The organism is Sphingopyxis sp. sgz302558 (assembly GCF_057220455.1).
This window is the reverse complement of record NZ_JBXPUZ010000003.1, coordinates 226,083-241,933: the sequence shown is the minus strand read 5'-3', so window position 1 is coordinate 241,933 and position 15,851 is coordinate 226,083. Positions and strand designations below refer to the sequence as shown.

General features: G+C 61.6%; 16 protein-coding genes. 11 read left to right on the top strand and 5 right to left on the bottom strand.

Going from position 1 to position 15,851, the window contains the following annotated elements; translation table 11 throughout:
• Positions 1-238 precede the first annotated feature (238 nt).
• The 3 genes from folE to AC2TC0_RS11805 all read left to right on the top strand — a co-directional run bounded on the left by folE (position 239) and on the right by AC2TC0_RS11805 (position 4,518).
• The gene (gene folE / locus AC2TC0_RS11815) at positions 239-835 is read left to right on the top strand and encodes a GTP cyclohydrolase I FolE (protein WP_484717724.1); all 597 of its coding nucleotides are present in this window, start codon (positions 239-241) and stop codon (positions 833-835) included.
• 177 nt (positions 836-1,012) lie between these two features.
• Entirely contained in the window at positions 1,013-3,610 is a 2,598-nt protein-coding gene (locus AC2TC0_RS11810) for a TonB-dependent receptor (protein WP_484717723.1), read from the top strand.
• 77 nt (positions 3,611-3,687) lie between these two features.
• Positions 3,688-4,518 (top strand): PhzF family phenazine biosynthesis protein, encoded by an 831-nt coding sequence (locus tag AC2TC0_RS11805; RefSeq protein ID WP_484717722.1) that lies wholly within the window; start codon positions 3,688-3,690, stop codon positions 4,516-4,518.
• 61 nt (positions 4,519-4,579) lie between these two features.
• Here the strand turns inward: AC2TC0_RS11805 and rplI are convergent, their stop codons facing one another.
• The 4 genes from rplI to AC2TC0_RS11785 form a co-directional block, all read right to left on the bottom strand.
• The gene (gene rplI, locus AC2TC0_RS11800) at positions 4,580-5,188 is read right to left on the bottom strand and encodes a 50S ribosomal protein L9 (protein WP_484717721.1); all 609 of its coding nucleotides are present in this window, start codon (positions 5,186-5,188) and stop codon (positions 4,580-4,582) included.
• A gap of 12 nt (positions 5,189-5,200) precedes the next feature.
• Positions 5,201-5,425: a 30S ribosomal protein S18 gene (rpsR, locus tag AC2TC0_RS11795; RefSeq protein WP_484717720.1), complete on the bottom strand. Its 225-nt coding sequence runs from the start codon at positions 5,423-5,425 to the stop codon at positions 5,201-5,203.
• 12 nt (positions 5,426-5,437) lie between these two features.
• Positions 5,438-5,812: a 30S ribosomal protein S6 gene (gene rpsF, locus AC2TC0_RS11790; RefSeq protein WP_484717719.1), complete on the bottom strand. Its 375-nt coding sequence runs from the start codon at positions 5,810-5,812 to the stop codon at positions 5,438-5,440.
• Between the two features lie 178 nt (positions 5,813-5,990).
• Positions 5,991-7,358, bottom strand: coding sequence for a Mur ligase family protein (locus AC2TC0_RS11785; RefSeq protein ID WP_484717718.1), 1,368 nt, complete (start codon positions 7,356-7,358; stop codon positions 5,991-5,993).
• Between the two features lie 46 nt (positions 7,359-7,404).
• Here AC2TC0_RS11785 and AC2TC0_RS11780 point away from each other — a divergent pair, with 46 nt between their 5' ends.
• The 5 genes from AC2TC0_RS11780 to AC2TC0_RS11760 all read left to right on the top strand — a co-directional run bounded on the left by AC2TC0_RS11780 (position 7,405) and on the right by AC2TC0_RS11760 (position 11,081).
• Complete coding sequence (locus AC2TC0_RS11780; RefSeq protein ID WP_484718121.1) at positions 7,405-8,238, top strand: LD-carboxypeptidase; 834 nt, start codon at positions 7,405-7,407, stop codon at positions 8,236-8,238.
• 43 nt (positions 8,239-8,281) lie between these two features.
• Positions 8,282-9,220, top strand: coding sequence for an ACP S-malonyltransferase (fabD, locus tag AC2TC0_RS11775; protein ID WP_484717717.1), 939 nt, complete (start codon positions 8,282-8,284; stop codon positions 9,218-9,220).
• A 35-nt stretch (positions 9,221-9,255) separates the two neighbouring features.
• Positions 9,256-9,549 (top strand): hypothetical protein, encoded by a 294-nt coding sequence (locus AC2TC0_RS11770; protein ID WP_484717716.1) that lies wholly within the window; start codon positions 9,256-9,258, stop codon positions 9,547-9,549.
• A 240-nt stretch (positions 9,550-9,789) separates the two neighbouring features.
• Positions 9,790-10,530 carry a 3-oxoacyl-[acyl-carrier-protein] reductase gene (gene fabG / locus AC2TC0_RS11765; RefSeq protein ID WP_484717715.1) on the top strand — a complete coding sequence of 247 codons (741 nt, stop codon included), beginning with the start codon at positions 9,790-9,792 and terminating at the stop codon, positions 10,528-10,530.
• A 26-nt stretch (positions 10,531-10,556) separates the two neighbouring features.
• Positions 10,557-11,081, top strand: coding sequence for a hypothetical protein (locus tag AC2TC0_RS11760; protein WP_484717714.1), 525 nt, complete (start codon positions 10,557-10,559; stop codon positions 11,079-11,081).
• 18 nt (positions 11,082-11,099) lie between these two features.
• Here the strand turns inward: AC2TC0_RS11760 and AC2TC0_RS11755 are convergent, their stop codons facing one another.
• Complete coding sequence (locus tag AC2TC0_RS11755; protein ID WP_484717713.1) at positions 11,100-13,205, bottom strand: TonB-dependent receptor; 2,106 nt, start codon at positions 13,203-13,205, stop codon at positions 11,100-11,102.
• 125 nt (positions 13,206-13,330) lie between these two features.
• Here AC2TC0_RS11755 and AC2TC0_RS11750 point away from each other — a divergent pair, with 125 nt between their 5' ends.
• The 3 genes from AC2TC0_RS11750 to AC2TC0_RS11740 are packed head-to-tail and all read left to right on the top strand — an operon-like array spanning position 13,331 to position 15,815.
• Positions 13,331-14,305 (top strand): cysteine synthase A, encoded by a 975-nt coding sequence (locus AC2TC0_RS11750; RefSeq protein ID WP_484717712.1) that lies wholly within the window; start codon positions 13,331-13,333, stop codon positions 14,303-14,305.
• Positions 14,302-14,640 (top strand): hypothetical protein, encoded by a 339-nt coding sequence (locus AC2TC0_RS11745; RefSeq protein ID WP_484717711.1) that lies wholly within the window; start codon positions 14,302-14,304, stop codon positions 14,638-14,640. Before AC2TC0_RS11750 ends, AC2TC0_RS11745 begins: the two co-directional genes overlap by 4 nt.
• Before the next feature lie 56 nt (positions 14,641-14,696).
• Positions 14,697-15,815 (top strand): Gldg family protein, encoded by a 1,119-nt coding sequence (locus tag AC2TC0_RS11740; RefSeq protein WP_484717710.1) that lies wholly within the window; start codon positions 14,697-14,699, stop codon positions 15,813-15,815.
• Positions 15,816-15,851: the final 36 nt, after the last annotated feature.

Genomic DNA, 15,851 nt, shown 5'->3' with positions numbered 1-15,851 from the left:
AACGGCCCGCTCGTGGCAGGCTCTATCTACGCAAAAGTTGCGCCCAGTTGACGGATGCGTCAAGTCCATTTGCACCCAATGCAACGAAATCGCGGTACTATCCGCTCGGGCCCGCTTTGCCGCAGCGTCAACTTGATTGTGCTGTGATCAGCTGTACCGATTAAGGACTTGCTCCGCGCCTCCAAATCGCCAATGCGACAACCAGAGGCGGGATTTTGACACATAAAGGGACAGCGAAATGGGCTGCGACAGCCATGACAATGACGGCAAGATTATTGTTCCCGACGCAGTGGCGGCGGCGGTCCGAACACTAATCGAATGGTCGGGCGATAATCCTGATCGTGAAGGCCTGCTGGATACCCCCAAGCGCGTGGCCAGGGCCTGGCGCGAGTATTGCTCTGGCTATGCCGAGGATCCAGCCATCCATCTTTCACGCACCTTTGAAGAGGTCGGAGGCTATGATGAGCTGGTCCTGCTGAAGGATATTCCGTTCCAGTCACACTGCGAACATCATATGGCACCGATTACCGGAAAAGCCTCGATTGCGTATATGCCGCGCGACCGCGTGGTTGGAATTTCCAAGCTGGCCCGCGTCTTGAATGGTTATGCGCGGCGGTTGCAGGTGCAGGAACGGCTGACCGCCGAAGTCGCCAAATGCATTTGGGACAATTTGCACCCGCATGGGGTCGCGGTGGTGATCGACGCGCAGCACGGGTGCATGACGGGGCGGGGCGTGCGCACGCCTGGCGTTGGCATGGTCACCAGTCGCCTGCTCGGTTGCTTCCTCGACGACCAGCGCAGCCGAAAGGAGGTGCTGAGCTTGATGGGCTACTAATCGCGGGCAGAGACATTCTTGCTGCGCGACAAATATGTTGCTCGGTTGCTATTTGGCGCCCTCAACCGAACGGTCCTCGCGCAGGTCCGTTGACCTTCGCCGTAGCTTCGCGCAGGGGCAGGCGACAACAACAATAAAATACAACAATCCCTTCTGGTTCAAGACATGGAGAGAATAATGCGAGAGGTTGGAAAGTTTTTGTGCGGTGCTACCATTTTGGGCAGCACGTTGTTTCCGGTTGCCGTTATGGCGCAGGATGCTGAAGCAGCTCCGGTAGAGGAAGTGGCGGTCGAAGAAGATTACGGTGATGCCATCATCGTGACGGCAACCCGCCGCGCCGAACTGTCGCAGGATGTGCCGATCGCAGTTTCCGTGGTTGGCGGCTCCGCGCTTGAGAACGCTGGCATCACCGACATTCGTGGTATCCGACAGCTCACGCCATCGTTGCAGACCACAACTGGTCAATCGTCGGCGACCGGCGTGGTCATCCGTATCCGCGGTATCGGCACGGCTGGTGATAATCCGGGATTCGAACCTGCCGTTGGTGTGTTCGTCGACGGCGTGTTCCGGAGTCGTGCCGGTGTTGCCCTGGCCGAGCTTCCCCCTATCGACCGGGTCGAAGTTCTGCGCGGACCTCAGGGCACGTTGTTCGGGCGCAATACCTCTGCGGGCGCGTTATCGATTATTACGCAGGGCCCTTCCTCCGATCTTGGCGGCTATGTGCGCGCTGAATACGGCAATTATGATGCGTTCAGCCTGTCGGCGGGCATTACCGGACCGGTCAGCGAAGATTTGGCGTTGCGGCTGGATGGCGGCTATCGCCGCCGCGACGGTTATATCACCGATGTGAACAGTGGGAACGACATCAACAACGTCGATCGCTATTGGGCGCGTGGCCAGGCTCTATGGGAAGGCGAGAATGTCAAATTCCGCTTGATCGCGGATTTTGCCGAGACCGACGAAGTGTGCTGCGGCGCGATCAATACTGGATCGGGCCTGACCCTGCCGATCACGAACACTGACACGGCCATCGGGCGGATCGCTTCGGGTGCGGTACTTGCATTGTCAGCCAACCCGGCCACCGGTGGTGCCGTTGGACGCGTAGGCTTTCCGCTCCCCTATACTCGCGGCAGCCGCGCCATGGCAGTTTCGCAGGGCCGCGACTATCTGGAACAGGTTAGCGAATGGGGTGTGTCGGGCCAGTTTGATTTCGAACTGGGTGACATCACGCTGACCTCGATCACCGCCTATCGGGATTGGGATGCGCGCCGTAATCAGGACATCGATTTCACGGGCCTCGACCGGGCCTATCGTGACAATTATCGTACCGGCGTCAAAGACTTTACTCAGGAACTCCGCGTTCAGGGTGAAGCCTTCGACGGCAAGCTCGACTGGTTGGTCGGGGGCTTTTACCTCAACGAAACTCTGACGCTGACTGACACGGTTCGATTTGGTGCTCAGGCTGACATCTTTGTCGACAGCGTCGTCAATGGATTGACACGGTCAGCAGCGTTGCCGACCGGCCTGCAGTTGTTCGGGCGCCTCGGGCCGGGCGTGCCGCTGTTTGGCCAGGTGGCGCTGGCGACCACTCCGGCGCTGGCCGCCGCTGCTGCTGGCAATCCAGCGCTTTTCGCGCTGTTTAACAGCCCGCTGCCTGCGACGCCTGTCGGCGCCGGTCAAATTGCTGATAACTATCGGGTCAAGACGGACGCATTTGCCATCTTCACCCACAACATCATCAACATCACCGATGCGGTCGATCTGACGCTGGGTTTGCGTTACAACCGCGAAACGAAGGACATTACGGCCAACCTCAATTCCGCGGTGCCGGCGTGTAGCTTCTTCCTCAACCCCGCCAACGCGCCTTATGTTTCGGCTTTGAATAGCGCCGGTCTGCTCGGGCTCGCCCATTTGACGACCTGCAATCCCACCGTGAACAGCGAATTCAACGGCAGCTATAGCGACAGCCGTACCGAAAACGAATTCACCGGGACGGTACGCTTGGCAGCCAAGCTGAGCGGGGACATTCTGGCCTATGCTGGCTATGACCGCGGTTACAAGTCGGGCGGATACAATCTCGACCGGTCGGGCTTTGACACCCGCGTATTGGGCGGTAACGGCGCGCAACTGACCGATCTGGAGTTCGGTAATGAAACGGTTGATGCCTATGAAGTCGGCATCAAGACCAATTTCACCCGTGAAATCCAGTTCAACCTGGCGGCCTTCCGCTCGGATGTGAAGGGCTATCAGAACCTGCAATTCGCTGGGACGCAATTCGTCGTCCGCAACTTCGCAAACTTGCGCTCGCAGGGCGTTGAAGTTGAAACGCAGATCCGCCCGGTCCGTGAGTTGATCGTCTCGCTCGCCTATACGTTGCTCGACACCGAGGTTTCCGACCCAGCAGCCGGCAGCGACAATGGGCGGCCGCTGACCAATTCGCCGCGCCATGTGGTGACTGGGGCGATGACCTGGACTCCGCAGCTGAGCAGCTCGGTCGACGGCCTGCTCCATGTCGACTTTCGTATGCAGGGTGATTCGGTGCCGCTCAACGCCCCAATCGCCCGGCCGTTCGTTGCCAATGATGGGCACGAGATCGTCAATGCTCGCGTCGGTTTGACCTTTAACGAGCGTTACTCGATCGAGGCCTATGTCGAGAACCTCTTCAACACCTATTACAACATCACCGCGTTCCCGATTCCGGAGCAGGGATCGAGCTTTGCTGTATATCCGTCGCCACCGCGTTTTTATGGTGTGCGGGTTAAGGCTGAATTCTGATCGCCTAACGGACATAATTTGCATAACAAAAGGGCGGCCTTGCGGGGTCGCCCTTTTCTATTGCGGAGACTAGCCGAATGAACCGCGCCTTCATGCAGGTGGATGTTTTCACAGCGGTCCCGTTAATGGGCAACCCGGTCGCGGTGGTGCTTGATGGGATGGGGCTGTCGGACGCTGCCATGCAGCAGTTCGCCAATTGGACCAACCTGTCCGAAACGACTTTTGTGCTTCCGGCGACAGACCCGGCGGCGGACTATCGCCTGCGCATTTTCACACCCAAGAGCGAGCTCCCTTTTGCCGGGCATCCGACGCTGGGCAGCGCGCATGCGGTAATCGCGGCGGGGCTGGCGGCACCGCGCGGAGGCAAACTCGTCCAGCAATGCGCGGTAGGGCTGGTTGAAATCGGAGTGGGCGGTGCGGGCCTCGAATTCCGCCTGCCGCCGCCGCAAATTGACTCCGCACCGAGCGCCGATGCACTCGGCGCGGCGCTTGGGACGCTTCCTCTTGGGCCGCCGCAGATCGTCAATGTTGGACCGCGCTGGGTGATCATAGAGCTGGCGGACGAGGCGGCGGTGCGCGGTCTGACGCCCGACCTGACCGCGCTCGCCGCCTATGACCGCGCGCATGGCACCACCGGGCAAACCGTTTTTGCGCGGCTGGCGAATGGCGATGCTGTCGTGCGCAGCTTTGCCGCAGCTGATGGCATTGCCGAAGACCCGGTGTGCGGCAGCGGGAATGGTGCGGTCGCCGCCTATCGCCGTTGGTCAGGGACGGGCGGTGCGGACTATCGCGCGAGCCAGGGCCGCGAAATTGGCCGGGACGGCGTGATCAACATCCGGTTTGATGGCGGCGACATTTTCGTTGGCGGGGATTGTGTGACCGTCGTCGAGGGAAGCGTCCAGATTTAAAGAAAAGGGGCCCCCGATCGCGTGATCAGGAGCCCCATTTCCTTCGGTAGCCTGGCCTGAATCAGGCTTCGGCTTCGTCCTTGGCCGGGGCGGCGTCGGCCGCTTCGTCCGCACCCTCATCTTCGCTGTCGGGTTCCAGCGCGTTCGCCGCAGCTTCCGCCTGGTCTTCCTCAAACATCGCCTGGATGACGTCGATGCCCTGCTTCTGCAGGTCGGCTTCTTCCGGCGAGCGGGCGACGTTGACGGTCACCGTCACCACCACTTCGGGGTGCAGGCGGACGCGCACGTCCGACATGCCCAGCGCCTTGATCGGTTTGTCGAGTTCAACCATCGCCTTGGTGACGCCAGTCACGCCATCGGCGGCCAGCGCATCGACGATGTCGCGCACCGAAACCGAGCCATAGAGCTGGCCAGTGTTCGACGCCTGACGGATCAGCACGACTTCCTTGCCTTCGACGTCGCCGGCACGCGCCTGCGCCGCGGTGCGGCGTTCGGCGTTGTCGGCCTCGATCTTGGCGCGGTTGGTTTCGAACAGCGCGCGGTTGCGCTCATTGGCGCGCAGCGCCTTGTTGTTGGGCAGCAGGTAATTGCGTGCGAAACCGTTCTTCACGGTGACGACATCGCCGATACCGCCCAGCTTTTCGACGCGTTCGAGCAGAATGACTTCCATCGACTCTACTCCTTACTGAACGACATAGGGCAGCAGGCCGATGTGGCGCGCGCGCTTGATCGCACGGGCCAGCTCGCGCTGCTTCTTGGTGGAAACCGCGGTTATCCGCGACGGGACGATCTTGCCGCGCTCCGACAGGTAACCCTGGAGCAGGCGGACGTCTTTATAATCAATTGCCGGTGCATCCTTCGCGCTGAAGGGGCAGGTCTTGCGGCGGCGGAAAAATGGTCGTGCCATGTGCTGCTATCCTTATTCTTCGCCGTCGCGGTCACGGCCACGGCCGCGCCCACCACGATCGCTGCCCTTGCGCATCATCACCGACGGACCGGCTTCCAGTTCGTCGACGCGGATGGTGAGCCAGCGGATGATGTCTTCGCTGATGGCGGCCTGACGCTCGAGTTCGGCGACGGCAGCACCGGGGGCTTCGATGGCGAGCATCGCGTAATGGCCCTTGCGGTTCTTTTCCATCTTATAGGCCAGCTGCTTCAGGCCCCAGGTCTCGGTCTTGTGGACCTTGCCACCGAAATCGTCGGTGACCACTTTGGTGGCGGTTTCCGCCAGCGCGTCGACCTGTGTCTGCGACAGATCCTGACGCGCGATAAAGACATGCTCGTAAAACGGCATGGTCGCGCTTCCTTATATTTGGCCGATCGCTGGTTCTGCGCCAATCGCAGTCCCCCTCCGGCTGTCGTCAAAGCCTTGCGAAATTGGTGCAAAGCAAACGGGGCGACAGCAAAGGCTGCGCCCCGAAGCGGGGGCCATTAGCGATTCTTGGCCGAAACGCAAGCGAAAGCTGAGCAAATCACGCCAAACCGCTTAACAGTTCCTTGGCAAAGTCGGTCAGCGTATCATCGCGCGCACCCAGCACGAAAATGCGGTCGCCATCCCGTGCTTCTGCCAGCATCGCTGCACCGCACGCCTCGCGTGTTGGCAGATAGGTCGCCTGCGCCCCAATGTCCGCGACAAACGCTGCACTGCCGACGCTGCGGTCCACCGTGCCACCAAAATAAACAGGGTCGCAAACCCACAGCCGGTCGTCCGCGCGCATCCCGGCGGCGAAACTGGCTGCCAATTCCTTGCCCATCTGTTTGAGCGGGCCATAGCCGTGCGGCTGGAAGAAGATCAGCGCGCGGCCCGGCAGCTCGGCGGCGGCGGCCAGCGTCGCGGCGACCTTGTCGGGATTGTGCGCGAAATCGTCGATTATCGTGATGCCGTTCGCAGTGCCGATCACTTCATAGCGCCGCGCGATCCCGGCGAAGTCCGCCAGCGCGGCAACCGCATCGCCCATCGGCAAACCCAGCGCGCGCGCCACCGCCAGTGCCGCCAGCGCATTGGCGACATTGTGCCGTCCCGGCATCTTCAGCCGGACGTCGCAGCTGTTGCCATCGGCGTGGAGCGTGAAGCGGCAGCCGTTTGGCAGCGCGGTATAGTCGCTGGCGCGCAGCGTTGCTGTGTCGGCAAAGCCGAAAGTGACGTTCTTGTCAGTGATGAGCGGCGCGCTTTCAGGATCATCGGCGTTCACGATCGCCGTGCGGGCGCGGGCGGCAAAATCGCCGAACAGCATGTGGAGTTCGTCGAGGGATTTGTGATCCAGGCTGATGTTGGTCACTACGGCAATGTCGGGCCGGTAGAGCGCAATCGACCCGTCGCTTTCATCGACCTCGCTGACATAATTGGCCGCGCCGCCGATCAACGCGCTGGTGAAGGGGTCGGCATCGCTGGCAAAATTGCGCATCACCGCGCCGTTCATCACCGTCGGGGCAAGTCCCGCGCTGTGCAGCAGCCACGCCACCATCGCCGTCACGGTCGATTTGCCGCTGGTCCCGCCAATGCCGATGCCGCGCGTTGCGGCGTTGAAGAAACTGGCGTTAAGCTGCGCACGGGTCATCCGCGTCAGGCCCCATGCGGCGGCGGCAGCGGCATCGGGCACGCTATCTTCGACCGCCGCCGAGGCGACAAACAGCTGCCCTTCGGCGATGCCGCTGCCGTCCTGTGGGTGCAGGGCGATGCCCTGCGCCTCGATCCAGGCGAATTTCTCGGCCGACCGGCCCTGATCGCGGCTGCGGTCTGACCCCGCCACCTGCGCGCCGCGCGCCTTTGCGATCAGTGCCAGCGGCAGCATGCCCGATCCGCCGATGCCACAAAAGAAATAGGATTTGTCATCGCTCATGCGGCGGGCGATATGGCGGGCAGTGCAGCTTGGCAAGCAAAGGGGGATGAACGGCGTGCGAATTGGAATAGTCGCCCCTGCCGCCCCGATAACGGCCGACGATGCAGAGGCTGTGACCGCGCTTGCTCGCCTGACGCATCCGGGCGTCGAGCTGGTCATCGCCGACCAATGTTTTGCAACCCATGGGCATTTTGCTGGATCCGATGATCTGCGCCGCGACGCTCTGGTCGCAATGGCGAACCGGCCTGACATCGACGCCATCTGGTTTGCGCGCGGCGGCTATGGCGCCTGCCGCATTGCCGAAGATGCCGTTGCCGCGATGCAGCCCGTGGCGCGCGGCAAAGCATTTTTGGGTTTCAGCGATCAGGGCAATATCCTTGCCGCGCTTTATCGTGACGGTTTCGACCATGTCGCCCACGGGCCGTTGCTCGCCGACATCCGCCGCGAAGGGGGCGATGCCGCCGTCACCCGCGCGCTCGACTGGCTGGTAAGCCGCGATCCGGGGCTGGTCGATGCCAGCATCCAGCCCGGTGAACGCGTTGCCGCCTTCAACCTGATAACGCTGTCGATGCTGCTCGGCACGCCGCTTGAACCCGATCTTGCGGGCCATGTCCTGATGGTCGAGGAAGTCAGCGAACATCTCTATGCCTTCGACCGCGCGATGTTCCATGTCACGACCGTATTGGCCTCGCGCGGCCTCGCCGGGCTGCGGTTGGGCCGCGTCAGCGCGGTTCCCGAGAATGACCGTCCATTCGGCATGGAGCCTGCGGATATTGCGCAGCATTGGTGCAGCAAAAATGGCATTGCCTGGCTGGGCCGCGCCGACATCGGCCATGACGCGGACAACAAGATTGTGCCCTTCGGCTTGCATGGCGGCTGATGCGCGCTAAGGGGCGGGCACAAAATTTATGGGGTCGCCAAGCATGCGTGCATTTATTTTTCCGGGACAGGGCAGTCAAAGCGTGGGCATGGGCAAGTCGCTTGCCGATGCCTCGCCCGCCGCGCGCGCGGTGTTTCAGGAGGTTGACGATGCCCTTGGGCAGCATCTCTTTCGTTTGATGAGCGAGGGACCTGACGATCAACTTACGCTCACGGAAAATGCCCAGCCCGCGATCATGGCCAACGCTATCGCAACGCTGCGGGTGTTGGAGGTGGAGGGCGGCGTGACCTTGGCCAGTAAAGCCAGCTTCGTCGCGGGGCATAGTCTGGGCGAATATAGCGCGCTGTGCGCGGCGGGCGCATTTGATCTGGCCACCACCGCACGGTTACTCAAACGGCGCGGGCAGGCGATGCAGGCGGCCGTTCCCGTCGGTGTTGGCGCGATGGCGGCGCTGCTTGGTGGCGGGCTCGACGCTGCGCAAGCGCTCGCAGATGCTTCGGCCGCCGGTGAGGTATGCTCCGTCGCCAACGACAATGATCCCACGCAAGTGGTAATCTCTGGCGACGCCAGTGCGATAGAGCGGGCCATTGCGGCAGCCAAGGAACATGGCTTCAAACGCGGGATCGCGTTGCCGGTCAGCGCACCTTTCCATTGCCCGCTGATGCAGCCCGCCGCCGATGCCATGGCTGCAGCGCTGGCCGAGCATCCGCCCGGCGCGCCAGTGGTTCCCGTTTTTGCCAATGTCACGGCCGCGCCGGTCAGCGAACCCGCGGACATTACACGCCGGCTCGTCGAGCAAGTGTGCGGCCGGGTTCGCTGGCGCGAAAGTGTCGCGGCGATGGAGGCTGCTGGCGTCGAACAGTTCATCGAATTCGGGGGTAAGGTGCTGGGCCCGATGGTGAAACGCAGCGCAGTGGGGGAGGTTGAAACCAGGAGCATCGTTACGATGGATGACATCGAAACGCTGCTCAAGGCATTGTGATCGTGGCGAGGCGCAGCCGCACCAAAAGGGGCACAATGAACCGGCGTCGGTTACCGATTTTCTTTGCTATCGCCCTTTGCGGCCTGACGGCATGCAATGACGTCATCTATCGCGCCGATGACAAGGTGTCGGGCAGCAACTTCACCAATGATGATGCCAATGTCGCCGAACTTCAGCGCCGCGTCGCCAATGGCGACGAAGAGGCGCGCTACGATTTGGCCGAATATTATATCAGCAACGGTCGCTATGAAGAAGCCGAGGCGCTGGGCGTGTTGATTGAATGCGAAAAGCGGCGTGACTGCCCCAATCAAGACGCCAACCAGCAATAAGCAGCCTGAAAAGCCGCTTTCCTACAGCGGCAATCGTGACGTAACGTCAGCTATGGCACGACTATGGGGGAGGCGTGCGTTCGGTCAAATTCACCAAAGATACAAAGGATACAGTTTCGCTGCGTTTGACGGTATCTATTGTACCTTTAGCGCAGCGGGATCTTCGGCACTGACCTGCAATCCAGTGTGAAGTTACCCCGTTTTCCGCCATTTTTCGTCAGAGCGTAAAAAGGAATGTAAATGTTTGACCTCACTGGCATGACCGCTCTTGTTACCGGCGCTTCAGGGGGAATTGGCAGTGCCATTGCCCACGCACTCGCGGCGCAGGGCGCGCGCCTTGCGGTATCCGGCTCCAACGGCGAAAAGCTGGCAGCCTTTCGTGACAGCCTTGGCGGTGAACATGTTGCGCTGCCCTGCAACCTGTCCGATGGCGCAGCGGTAGATGCGCTGGTGCCTGCTGCGGTTGATGCGTTGGGCGGTCACCTCGACATTCTTGTCAATAATGCCGGGGTGACGCGCGACAATCTGCTCATGCGGATGAAGGATGACGAATGGCATGACGTCATCCGTGTCAATCTGGAAGCCGCATTTCGCCTTGCCCGTGCCGCCGCCAAGCCGATGATGAAGGCGCGCTTTGGCCGCATCATCTCGATCACCAGCGTTGTCGGCGCAACGGGCAATCCGGGGCAGGCCAATTATGCGGCGTCCAAGGCGGGACTGGTTGGCATGTCCAAAGCGATCGCGCAGGAACTGGCCAGCCGGGGAATTACGGTCAACTGCGTGGCGCCGGGCTTTATCACCTCGGCGATGACCGACGCCTTGCCCGATGCGCAAAAAGACGCTCTCAACGCACGCATCCCGATGGGCCGAATGGGGGAGGGGGGCGATATTGGTGCTGCGGTGGTCTATCTGGCCAGCCGCGAGGCCGGTTACGTCACCGGCCAGACATTGCATGTTAATGGCGGGATGGCCATGCTGTGATCTTTCGGCCCAAAGGAATTGCCCGAATGAAGTTGAAGCATCGTTTGTTGGCCGCTGCGGTGACGGCGTTCGCGCCCTTGCCCTTGCTCGCTGCCGACCCGTCCTGTGCCGTGAACCGGACCACGCCGGAGTATCGGACGGAGCTCGCCATTGCGATGACGCAGGGCGACGATGCTGCGCGCAAACGGTTGGAAGGCACGCTCAACGACGCGGTCGCGGCTTGCGCCAAGGAAGCTGGCTATGACGAGGCGCAAAATCTGGCCTATTTCGACATCGTCCTCTCTGAAATCTCGCGCGGCTGGTTGATCCCTGAGCTGGCCAAGGCGGGTCTGGCCAACACGGTAATCGACAAGGCGCTCGATTTCGGCCCGGGCCGCACCAATCCGACGCTGGAAGAAGACATCAGCGAGGCCCAGATTGAAGCCATCATCACCGGCTTTCTGGATGCCAAGGTGGACTTGGACAAAGTGCCGCAGCAGGCATGGGAACATGTTGGAGCCTATGCTGCCGCCACCGCCATTTACTGGCAGGCGATCGGAAAATTGCCCTGATCGCCTGCCATTTCGTTTCTAGAAACTGACCCGCGCCGATACGCGGATATCGCGGCCCACCAGCGGCACAAAATCCTTGGTGAAGCTGGCGTGCCGTCGGGCATTCACGTCAAAGATGTTGTTCGCCGAAAGCGTCAATGTGAGATTGTCACGGTTCGTCAGCGGGCGCCAAGCGATTGACGCATTGACCAGCGTGAAGCCTTGGGTTGCACTCTCAAACGCCGCAACGCGGTTCTGGTCGTCGGTCCATTCGACTTCGCCGCGCAAATCGAGCTGCTCACCCTGGAGTTCAAGACCGCCCAACACCCGCAACGCGGGAATGCGGGGCAGGAAATCACCGCCACGGATTTTTGCGCGCGTCATGTCGGCGACGACATCGGCGTTCAGGTTGAAGCCCGCAAACTGCGCAACGCGGGCGCTGGCTTCTGCCTCGAACCCCCATACGCGGGCGTCCTGCTGACGATATTGAAAGACGGGCAAATCATCTGCTTCACCGCCGGTGGCATCGGCAAAGATGAAGCCGTCGAACCAATTGTAATAGCCAGTCAGAGAAAAATTGAACTGGTCACCGCGCAGCTTGAGTGAGGCTTCCGCACCCCAGCTTTCTTCCTTGTCAAAGTCCGGGTCGCCGATTTCAAAGGCCTGTGTCGCGATATGGGGCCCGTCAGAGAAGAGTTCCTCCCCTGACGGTGCGCGCTCGGCACGTGACACAGACAGGGTAATTTTGGAACGCTCGCCAAGGTCATAGCTCGCTCCCAGTGCCCCTGAGAAAGCCCCGAAACTACGCCGGATGCCAATCGTGTTGGCCTCGACGGACGTCGCCTCATAACGGGCCGCAGCCTCGATTCCCAATGCACCCAAAGTCCATTCCTGCAGCGTGAATATGGCGAACTGCTCGGTCAGATTGGGCGGCACAAAGGCTTCTGCCCCGATGGCGTCGAAATCGCGCGAAAAATATTGTAGCCCCGACGCGCCGCGCCAACCGCCGCGATCAGCCTGCGCCAGCTCAGCGCGCGCCTCAATTCCCTGATTGGTAAAACGGGTACCAACTTCGTCGCCTTCAAATTCCGTATGCTCATAATCGGCAAAACCGCCGCGGATGCGCAGCTTTTCGAAAAACCCGTCGCCCAGCTCGACCTCGCCGCGCACATCAACGCGCCATTGTTCCAGGCCGATGCTGACCAGTTCTTCGCCTTCTTCCTCTTCGCCGCCATCATGTGCATGCGCGACACCAGGGCGCGTTGGCACCCCATAGCGGCTGTCGAAATGGCTCAGCGAAATGCCCAGCTGGCCGCCCTCGTCGATAAACGCAAGGCCGCCTGCGGCCGTCCATGTGCGGCTAGCTGTGTTGCCAACGCGTCCACGCTGGGCGGCCGTTTCACGAAGTTCTGCGGCCTCCTCCAGCTCGCCTTCGCCTTCTTCCTCGTCGGCCAGCGCCAGCACATCGGCGCGCAGTTGCGGTGACAGGGTAAATCCGCCAATCCGCAGGTCGTCGGTTTCGCGCCAGCTGCCATCCAGATGTGCGACGAGTTTGGGTGTCAGGGCAATGTCGATCGACGCGCCGGCACTACGATCATCGGCCGCTGTACCAAAACCGGCGATTGCATCGATATGGACATGATCGGCGGGCACAGCGCGCGGGATTCGCCTGTCAAACACGTTGATCGCGCCGCCAATGGCCTGGCTGCCAAACAGCAACACGGCGGGCCCGCGCAAGATTTCGACGCGCTCGACGGTCAAGGGGTCAATGGTAACAGCATGATCGGCCGAGGTATTCGATACGTCGATGGCACCAATGCCATCGGTCAAGACGCGCACACGCTCCCCTTGGAATCCGCGCAGCACCGGGCGCGACGCCCCCGGAGCGAAACTGGTGGCCGATACCCCGGCCTGACGCGTCAGCGAATCCCCAATCTGCCCGCGCAAATCGCGCGCCAGCTCGTCGCCTTCGACCACCGAGACATTTCCCAAAATGTCGAGGCTGCGGACATATGGCGCGGTGATGATGATTTCGGGATCGGTATGGAAATCATCGCCGTCGCTGCGCGCGCTGGACTGGGCTGCGGCGGCGGGCGCCGCGATAAGGCCAAGGGTGAGTAGGGGGAGCGAGGCAAGCGACTTCATCTTCGAAAATCCTGTTTGGGAGTGAGGAGAATGGCAGCCCCGTAATGATATACAGTCTCTAATGCAACAGGTCTTCGGTGAGTGGCGGACTTGCGGGCAGGGCCTCCACTGCCTACACAGGGAGCATGTTGATAAGTCGCAATGCGCTCGATCTGATCGGCAACACGCCGCTCGTACTCCTTAACGGGCCAAGCCGGGAAACGGGCTGCGAAATCTGGGCCAAATGCGAATTTGCCAACCCCGGCGCATCGATCAAGGATCGCGCCGCGCTGTATATTGTTCGCGACGCCGAAGAGCGCGGCGCGCTCAAGCCGGGTGGCACCATCGTCGAAGGAACGGCTGGCAACACCGGTATCGGCCTTGCGCTGGTGGCTAATGCGCTGGGGTACAAGACGATTATCGTGATGCCCGACACGCAAAGCCGTGAAAAGATGGACACGCTGCGCGCGCTGGGGGCCGAACTGGTGCTGGTGCCGCCTGCACCCTTCGCCAATCCCGGCCATTTCGTTCATACCTCGCGCCGGATAGCCGAGGAAACGGAAAATGCCGTCTGGGCCAACCAGTTCGACAATATCGCCAACCGCAAGGCCCACGTCGTTGGTACTGCCGAGGAAATCTGGCAGCAAATGGACGGGCAGGTTGATGGTTTCACATGCGCGGTCGGCACTGGCGGCACGTTGGCGGGCGTCGGCATGGGGCTCAAAGCGCGCAATCCCAACGTCGTCATTGCGCTAACTGACCCGCATGGGGCGGGTCTTTATAACTATTACCGCTGCGGTGAACTGCGCGCGGAGGGCAGCAGTGTCGCTGAAGGTATCGGCCAGAACCGGATCACTGCCAATCTGGATGGCGCTCCCATCGATACGCAATACCGCATTTCCGATGCCGAGGCGCTGGCTGTCGTGCGCCGGTTGCTGGCCGAAGAGGGGCTATGTCTCGGCCTGTCAACGGGCATCAATGTGGCCGGGGCAATGGCGCTTGCGCGCGATTTGGGTCCTGGGAAGCGCATTGCGACCATTTTGTGCGATACCGGCTTTCGCTACCTCTCGACACTGTACAACAATGACTGGCTGGCCGCGAAGGGGTTGAACAAGGCATGACGACGCCCCCGCAAATCCAACCGCCCCGGACGGGCGACACCGTCCGCCGGTTGCAGGTGGGGGTCGGCGGAGTGGTAGCGGTGCTGCTGCTGGTCGGGCTCGCGGAGATCATCGGCAATCGCACCGCTGACCGCACGTCCGAGAAAGCGGCCGTATCCGATCCGGCAGTAAAAGAAGAGGTAAAGGCAGACCAGCCGCTCGTCGAGCTGGGCGTGCAGCCCGACACCGAAGCGCCTGAAGAACCCAAGGCTGCCCCGCCGCCTGCTGCCGGGACAACAGTTCCCGATCTTGCCCCGGATCCAGCGCTCACCCCGGCTCGTCCGCCGCAGCGGTGAAGGTTTCCGCCCCCGCCGTACCGGCTTGGCGGCTGATCGGTATCATTCTTTATGCTTTGCTGGCGGTTGGGCTCGGCTTTTGGCTGGGCGGCGGCGCGGCGCTCGGGCGGCTCGATGCGGCTCTGTTGCTACCAACCTTGCCACTGGCCGCAGCCCCTCTGGTCCTGTCCAGCAGGTTTCGTCAAGTCGGCGCTTTTGCGGCGGTGCTGCTACCGACCGCAGCCCTGATTATCCTAGCCTGGCTGGTGTTGGGTGGTGTGCCCATGACTCAGTGGCCGCAGTTGGCGGTGCTTGCCCTCGCAAGCCTGATCTGGCTGACATCGATGAGATTGCTTTGGCGGGCTTTGGTGCGCCGTCGCGCTGGGCTGCGCGCAGCGATCATGGTGCTGTTGGCGGCAATCTGGTGGCTGGGAGCACATGTTGTCTTGGGCGCTGCCTATACCGATCGATGGGCGAAGCAGTCCGGCAAGACCATCATGCTCTCAGGTTTGCCGCTACGGACTTGGACCGGCGGTGAACTGTTGGAAGGTGCCTTTGTCGATTCCGCCGCGGTGGTCGCCTTGCGCAAACGGGTTTCGCGGCCATTGGTTCTCGCCGATACTTTGGTGGCGGGGTCGCTGAACACAAACGATCGTTTGCTGCTCGCGCACCCACCCGCGCTGCCGCCGGAGGCACTTGTCGAGATCGACCGGTTCGTCCGCGGCGGGGGCCGGGCCGTCATGCTGGCAGACGCCTTGTCCGGTTGGCCGCCGCCACATCCATTTGGGGATGCACGCAATCCACCAGTCACCAGCCTGTTGACACCATTGTTGGATCATTGGGGTTTGCGCCTGGATGCCCCCGCCCCTGACAGCACAAGTGCAGGTGTTGCCGTAGTGAAAAATCTTGGGAGGCGGATCGAATTGCATTCCTCCGGGCATTTTTCTGTGCTGCCGCACAACTGCCGCGGGGCAGGCCGCCTGCCAGATCAAAGGTACAGCATGGCGTTTTGCCGCATCGGTCGTGGCACCGCGATTGTGTTGGCCGATGCCGACATGTTGTTCGATCCGTTATGGCGGCCCGAGCCACTTTGGGCGTCGCATCTGCGCCGATCCGACAATATTGAATGGGTAGCGGACCAATTGAATCAGCCCCAGGGCGTCGTCCGTTGGGGATTGCGCCCCACCTGGCGATAAGTCCGCATCGCCGCCTGAGGCGTGCCTAATTCATTG